Source organism: uncultured Anaerococcus sp. (assembly GCF_937934665.1).
Lineage (GTDB): Bacteria > Bacillota > Clostridia > Tissierellales > Peptoniphilaceae > Anaerococcus.
The window spans coordinates 1-7,868 of record NZ_CALGYW010000088.1; the positions used below are offsets into that span (position 1 = coordinate 1).

The window sequence follows — 7,868 nt, forward strand, 5'->3', positions numbered from 1 at the left end:
ATGGCGATTTCTACCTGGTCAGATATCCTTTGGTCAATCGATGTTATGGCTTGGTTGGTAAATTCTGTAGCGTGAATATTATCAAAACCAATTATCCCATAGTCTTCAGGAATTTTCATACCAGCATTTGCCATAAGCTTATAGGCTATGACGGCAAGCCTATCTAGCTCAAATTGAAGAGAGTCAAATTCATTATTTTCCTTTAAAAACTCTATTAACCTAGGCAGGTCTTTTTCTGGATTTTTTACCTTAAATTCAACAAAATCTGCATCATCATAATGCTTGTAAAGAGCTTCTACAAAACCTGACTTTTTGGCTATATAAGACCTTGACATAAAACCTGTATCGTAAGAAACATAGAGGGGTTTTTTGTAAAGATTGTCCTTTAAAAGTTTAACCGCCTGATCCATGGCTTCAATCTCATCTATATAGACGTTTACAATTTTTTCATTCTCATCAGTAGTTTTCACATTTAAAAGCGCCATGGGAATAATTACCGACATGTTTTTAAGCTTTTCGTAAAATCTCTTCTCCTCATAGGTAGAACCAACACATATTATAGCGTCAACCTTGCTCTCAACAAGGACATCCAGATAGCTCATCTTTTTTTCGTAGCTATCAGTAGTAACACATAAAAGTGTGGTATAGCCAAGCTCGTCAAGCCTTCTTTCAAGCTCGAAGGCTGACTGGCTTGCAAAAAACCTCCTAATATCAGGTACCATTATCCCAATCATCTCTGTAGAATTTGTAGCCAAACTCCTAGCTATCCTATTTGGCTTATAGCCTGACTCTTTTATTATTTCCTCTATAATTTTTCTCGCCTTATCACTCACATTGGGCGACTTATTAATAACCCTAGAAACCGTCGCTGTAGAATAACCCGACAACTCAGCTATATCATAAATATCCATACTAGCCTCACAAAATTAGAACTTTTCCGAATAATAAAATACTTCTATATATTATTATATCATAGAAAAACGTTTTTTTGAAAATTCACCCAAACTTTTCTTAACTTATAAAAAAAGAACCTCATCAAAAAAAGACTCTAAACTAGAGAAAGTTAGAGTCTTTTAAAGGGTACTTATAAAAATCATTTATTTTTCTTTGAGCCTATAATATTAAATACTATTAGGGCTATTATTGTAAATACTGTAAGCATGGTAGCAAGGGCTGCAGCTACTCCGTAATTACCTCTTACAACCTCTGTATAGATAGAAACTGTCATTGTTCTTGTTTTTAGGTTTGTAAGAATAATAGATGAAGATAGCTCTGATATCAAGGTTACGTATGATAATATAGAGCCTGCTACTACTCCCCTCATCATAAGTGGAAGAGTGATTTGAGCAAAGGTCTTAAATTTGCTTGCACCTAGGGAGTAGGAAGCTTCTTCTAAGGATATTGGCAGTGACTGAAGAGTCGATGTGGCAGACCTTAGGGTATAAGGCAGTCTTCTTATTACAAAGGAGACTATTACTATCCACATTGTGCCGCCCAAGACTAGGAAGTTTGATCCCATCATACCATTTCCAAAACCTGTTAGAAGGGCAATACCAATTACAACTCCTGGTAGGATAAATGGTACCATGGTGAATACGTCTATGGCTGCTGCAAGTTTGCCTTTTATCCTAACTACTATATAGGCTATCAAAACTGATAAGATTATGATAATTATAAGGGCTAGGAGTGGTAGAAGGAGGGTATTTCTAATAGATGTGCCCATCCTTGCAAAGGCTGTGTGGTAAGATTTTAATGAATATCCGTCAATGAATATCTTTCCTGATGTGTTCTTAAATGATGTCAAAATCAGATAAGCTTGTGGTAGGATTGATAGGCCTACTATAATGTAGACAAATAGGTGGATTAAAACACCCTTTGCCCCCTTAAGCTTAGTTTTTGAAACTGGATTTAAGAAGTTTGACGAATAGGCATTTTTCTCTGATATTTTCTTTTGAATTACAAATATTAGACTGGTTACTAGTATGGCTATTATTGCAATTGCTGATGCAAAGCCCTGGTTTTGGCCAACTTCGCCTACGAATTCATTGTAGATTAATACTGGGAAGGTCCTATAACCTTCACCTATTAGCATTGGGGTACCAAAGTCAGACATACATCTCATGAAGACTAAAAGGCCTCCTGCTAAAAGTGATGGGGTCACAAGAGGTAGGATTATTTTCCTAAATCTCTTAAAGCCTGTTACTCCCAAGTTTTCGCTTGCTTCCATAAGGGATGCGTCAAGGTTTTCAAAGGCTGCCTTGGCATATAAAAATACTAATGAATATAGTTGGAAGGTGAATACTAGTAAGATTCCAGCAAAACCGTATATATCAGGAATATTTAGGCCAAGGCCCGCAAAAAAGTTTGTTATAATACCATTTCTACCAAGCAATAAGATCCATGAATAAGCACCGATAAAAGGCGCTGACATTGAGGCAAGGATTATGATTATCTCTAAAACCTTGGCTCCCTTAATCTTATAAAAACTCATAAAATAAGCTATTGGTGTAGCTAGGAGAATGGTTGTGGCTGTGGCTATTATCGATAATTTCAAACTGTTTATAATGGTTGAAAAATAGTACTTGTTTGAAAAGAATTCAGTAAAGTTTGCAAGACTTAGGTTTCCTTCTTTGTTGTAAAAAGATTGGATTAAAAGTCTGGTGATTGGATATAGTAAAAATATAAAAACTCCAGCTAGGATGGCTAGGGTAATTATTTTCCAAAATCCAAATTTATTAGCTTTCGTTTTCATTGAGATTCACATCTCCTTTTTCGTTAAATACGTTAATCTTATCAAGGTTAATCATTAATTTTGTGTCTGTATTTACCCTGCTTACTTCTTCAAACTTTGATTCTTCCATTATGTTTAAAAGGGTCTTATCCTTAAGTTCTACATTATAATGCATAGTAGAACCTAAAAATACTTCGTCATTTATTTTTGCTTCTACATCTCCATTTGGGTCTAGCCTAAAATCTTCAGGTCTAACTGAAAGTTTTACCCTTTGGCTAGGTTGATTTCCTAAATTGTAGGAGAATTTTTCACCAGAATCTATGATAATTTCCTTATTTTCTGCGTCATAATTTCCACTTAATACGTTGTTTGTTCCGATAAAGGAAGCTACGAACATATTGTTTGGCTTGTGGTAAATCTTTCTTGGTTTGTCACATTGCTCAATAACTCCGTCTTTCATAACAGCAATCCTGTCTGATACTGCCATGGCTTCTTCTTGGTCGTGGGTTACATAAACTGTTGTGATACCAATTTCTTTTTGTATTCTTCTGATTTCTTCTCTAAGGTCGACTCTTAATTTAGCATCTAGGTTACTTAATGGCTCATCCATTAATAAAACGTCTGGCTCAATAACTATAGCCCTAGCTAAAGCCACCCTTTGTTGCTGACCGCCTGATAGATTTTGAGGTTTTCTGTCGGCATATTCTCTGATTTTCATTATATCGAGAATTTTTTCCACCCTCTTATCCATCTCAGCTTTTTCTACTTTTCTCTCTTTAAGGCCAAATTCTATATTGCCCCTAACTGTCATATTTGGGAAGACTGCATAGTTTTGGAATACCATTCCTATGTTTCTCTTGGATGGGTCCATATTGTTAATGAGGGTATCATTAAAATAAAATTCGCCGCCTTCGATTGAGTTAAAGCCGGCTATCATCCTAAGTAATGTTGTCTTTCCACATCCTGAAGGTCCAAGGAGGGTGAAAAATTCACCATCCTGGATCTCTAGGTTGATAGATTTTATTACTGTCTTGTCGCCGTATTTTTTAACGGCGTCTTTGATTATTATTTTTGACATCTTAGTTTCCTGCTTCTACAAGAAGGTTTGTAAATCTTTCGATGATTTTTTCTCTGTTTTCATTAACATAGTCATAATCTTCTTGTAATTGCTTAATTTCTGTGATTGGTTTCATAAAGTCGCTTACTTCAGCGTCTTCTCTGATTGGTCTGTTTGTTGTTTGTGTGCCTAGGATATCTTGAGCTTCTTTAGAGTTTAAAAAGTCCATGAATAGCTTAGCATTGTTTGGGTGTGAGCAGTTCTTGATTATACCTGAACCTGCTGGTAGGAAGATTACACCTTCTTCCATGTAAACTATATCGATATTGTCTGCACCGTCTTTGATTAGTTGCATAACTGGGTCTTCATAAGAAATACCAACTGCCATTTCGCCGTCTACTACAGTTTTGTAAACTGAAGATGAAGATGATTGGATTTTGCCGTCGATATTTTTGAATAATTTGTCAACATAGTCCCAGGCTTCGTCTGATTCATAGCCACCCATAGCTACTAACATATTTGTTAGGTGTGAGAAAGCTGATGATGAAGATGTTGGGTCACTTGTTGCGATTTTGCCCTTAAGTTCTGGGTTTAATAGGTCTTTGTAACCTTTGATTTCAATACCATCTGTAAGGTCTTTGTTTACGATAATTACAGAACCATCAAGTGTATAGCTTGTTTTGTAGCCATCTTTGTTTCTGAAAGCTTCTGGAAGTTCACTATCGTGGCTTGAAACGTATTCTTCAAATAAGTCTTTATTTTCAGAATAAGTTGAGAATGATCCACCAAAGATAACATCTGCTACTGGAGCTGATGCTTCACCTCTTAGTTTAGTGAAAAGTTCGCCTGTACCAGCTTGTTCTAGTTGAACTGTGATACCATATTTTTCTTCAAATGCAGGAATTATTGAGTTGATAAGTCCTTCTGAGTTTGGTGAATAAACAATTAAAGTTTCTTCATCGTCCTTTTTTACTTCTTCAGCAGATTCTTCTACCTTAGTTTCTGCCTTTTCTTCTTTGACATCGTTTTCTTCTTTAGCATTATTTCCGCATCCTGAAGCTAGGATAAGTCCAAATACTGCTAAAATACTGAGTAATTTCTTTTTCATATTTTCCCTCCAAATGTTTTCTTACCTATATTGTATCATTTTTAGCCACAAAAAAAGTACACTATTTAACACAATAGGTGTACTTTTTAGTCAACTTTGTCCCTTAAAGGTCAGAAGGAGCAATTCCTAAATATTTTTTAAAAACTCTTGAAAAATATTTAGCAGATGAATATCCGCACATATAGGCTATCTCGCTTATATTATAGTCAGAATTTTCTAGCAATTCTATGGCCTTGTTTATCCTATACCTATTTAGATATTCATTGAAGGTAAGGTGGACTTCTTTTTTAAACTTCCTATTTAGCATAGACTCTGAATAAGCCAGCTCTTTTGACAAGTCAGATATACTTATTTTATCCTGGTAATTGTTTTTTATATAATTAATCATTGCTAAAACTGTGCTATCCTTAATAATCTTATCTAGACTGATATCAACTGCATTTCCAAGACTTGTTTTTTGTGAGATTACATCTCTCTTTTTATATATAAGCTCCCTAGCATTCGTCAAGGATTCCTCTAGATCATCAAGACTTATTGGCTTTAGTAAATAGTCTGTAACACCGTATTTAAGAGCTCTTTGGGCATAGGAAAAATAATCATAACCAGATATAATTATAGCTATATAGTCATAGTCTAGGGTTTCACTTATCATATCCAGGCCATCTTTTTCTGGCATATTTATGTCGGCAAGGACTATGTCTGGCTGGTATTTTTTGATAAGCTCTACACCCTCTACTCCATTTGCTCCGTCAGCTACAACAACCATACCCAAGGCATCATAGTCAATGAAATGGAGGAGTTTTTTCCTAATTAAATTTTCATCTTCAACTATCAATACTTTTATCATCTTATAACCTTATCCTAATTTCTATCCTTACCCCATCTGTATCTTCTACAAAGCCCATCCATACCTCATCCTTATAAAGCATTTTAAGTCTATTGTAGGTATTTATAAGGCCGTGGTGTTTCATGGAAATATAATCTTTCTTCGATTCAGCTTCCAAATAACTATTAAGTTTTTGGATCTCATTCTTGGTTAGACTTTTTCCATTATCCCATACCTTAATTAAGAGACTTTTATCCTCGCATTTTATTTTTATTTTTAAATCTAGCTTGGATGTAGATTTTCTTGCATATTTTAAACTATTTTCTAAAAGTGGTTGTAAGAAAAGTTTAGGGACTAAAACCTCTCCGCTAGCAGGATCCATATCTATATCATAATTAAACTTATTTTCAGACTTAATCTTTTCTATATCCAAAAACTTATAAATGTAGTAAATATCTTCATCAAGCCTTAAAAAAGATAGGTCATTTATGCTATACCTTAGAATTTCATTTAAATCTTGGATTATCCTGTCTGATATCTTTGGGTCTATATACATGGTTATAGAAATAAGCTCCAAGGTATTGTATAGAAAATGCGGATTGAATTGAGATTCTAGCATCTTAAATTCATTGTATTTGTTGGTATACTTTAGTCTAAGGTTTTTATCTAGAAGGATTTTCTTTGAGTCGATAAGCTTATTTATATGTTTGACTATGGAGTTTATTTCGTCATCTGTCCTTATATCTATACGATCAAGCTCCCCTTCAGCCACCATATTAATTTCCTCGTTAAGTCTTGATATAACTTCGGTAGATTCTTCTATGAATCCCCTAATTGAAGCTAGTAAAATAAGTAAAATCAGAGCTCCGGCCAAGAGGATGGAAACTAAAATAAAACCAAATTGGTCATTAGATATTGTTCTTTTAACTAAGCTATGAACTTGGTAGGTCTCATAGGGCCTTGATTGTTTAATATAAGAGCCTTCGTTAAAGAAATCTACCTTTAATTTATTTAGCCTATCCAGATTATTTTCTACTAGGGCTGAGTCATTAGAAATAACCTTGCCATAGCTATCAGTTATGTAAAATCCGCTGGCTTTAAGTCTGATTTTTCTTGTGATATTAGAACTAGGTATATAAAGAACAGCAAATCCATTCTTATATTCACCCCTAACAACATAAACTATTTCATTTTCATCCTTAAAAAATGTAGTGAAAATCCTATCTTTATCAAGACCCATAATGTCTTGGTAAGACCTAAAGGCTTTGTAATCTCTTTTTCTCTTGCCATAGGCAAACTCATTTCCCTTTGCAGGATAGAAATCAATTTGGTAGTCAACTCCAAGCTCATTTGCCAAGCTGTAATAGGAATTTACAAGACTTTGACTGGCCTTGCCCCTCTCTAGACCTGCGTCAATTTCTTTATCATTTTCCTTAAGGAAATCTTTAAAACTTGTGTCAATTAGGGCAAATTCATTGTAAACAACATCGAGATTGGCCCTAGCTTCCTTATAATCAACTGCATAGTAGAGGTAAATATATAGGCCTGAAAGACCAAGGAGGATTAAGATTAAAAAGCCCAAAACCTTTTTAAAAATCCCCTTATAAATCTTGTGCGAATAAAGCATAATCTCTTACACCACCAGTCCCAAAACTAGGTATACAGCCCCGCTTGCGAGCATTACTTTTATTGGGTCGTAGTCTTTTTTTTGCATTACTATGAAGGCTAGTATGAATATGCCTAGCATTTTGAAATCTAGATTTGCTATTGCTACTTTTTCTACATCAAAAAGTGCGGTTTGTAGGATATCAAGACCTGCTATTAGGATCATTACTACAATCGCCGGTCTTAGAAATTTTAGAACTTCTGTCATGGTGTCTAGGTCCTTATATTTCTTATAAAAATAGGATAGGGCTCCTACTATGATGGCAGATGGTAGGATACAACCCATGGTTGCTGCAAGGCTTCCTGGAAAACCTGCTACCCTTTGGCCTACAAAAGTTGCTGAGTTTAGGGCAATGGGCCCTGGTGTCATCTGACTTATTGTGATTAGGTCGTTAAATTCTCCTACGGCAAGCCAGCTATTTTCTACCACTACCTCTTGTTGGATTAGGGGAAGGGCTGCGTAGCCTCCACCAAAGGAGAA

At 35.2% G+C, this 7,868-nt stretch carries 7 protein-coding genes; all 7 read right to left on the reverse strand.

All coding sequences use genetic code 11. The annotated features are described in order from the left end of the window. Positions 1 to 911: LacI family DNA-binding transcriptional regulator (locus Q0410_RS04945; RefSeq protein WP_299033669.1), on the reverse strand; the 911-nt coding region annotated here is incomplete at its 3' end. A 182-nt stretch (positions 912 to 1,093) separates the two neighbouring features. Beyond that, a complete protein-coding gene (locus Q0410_RS04950) occupies positions 1,094 to 2,752 on the reverse strand; it encodes an iron ABC transporter permease (RefSeq protein ID WP_299033672.1) in 1,659 nt (552 codons plus the stop codon). Next, positions 2,736 to 3,809, reverse strand: coding sequence for an ABC transporter ATP-binding protein (locus Q0410_RS04955; RefSeq protein ID WP_299033675.1), 1,074 nt, complete (start codon positions 3,807 to 3,809; stop codon positions 2,736 to 2,738). The genes Q0410_RS04950 and Q0410_RS04955 overlap by 17 nt, the downstream gene beginning before the upstream one ends. 1 nt (position 3,810) lies before the next feature. Beyond that, entirely contained in the window at positions 3,811 to 4,896 is a 1,086-nt protein-coding gene (locus Q0410_RS04960; protein ID WP_299033678.1) for an ABC transporter substrate-binding protein, read from the reverse strand. Positions 4,897 to 4,999: 103 nt separating this feature from the next. After that, positions 5,000 to 5,743, reverse strand: coding sequence for a helix-turn-helix domain-containing protein (locus tag Q0410_RS04965; RefSeq protein ID WP_299033683.1), 744 nt, complete (start codon positions 5,741 to 5,743; stop codon positions 5,000 to 5,002). 1 nt (position 5,744) lies between these two features. After that, a complete protein-coding gene (locus tag Q0410_RS04970; RefSeq protein WP_299033686.1) occupies positions 5,745 to 7,349 on the reverse strand; it encodes a sensor histidine kinase in 1,605 nt (534 codons plus the stop codon). A gap of 6 nt (positions 7,350 to 7,355) precedes the next feature. Beyond that, on the reverse strand, positions 7,356 to 7,868 hold a 513-nt coding region (locus Q0410_RS04975), incomplete at its 5' end, for a chromate transporter (protein WP_299033689.1).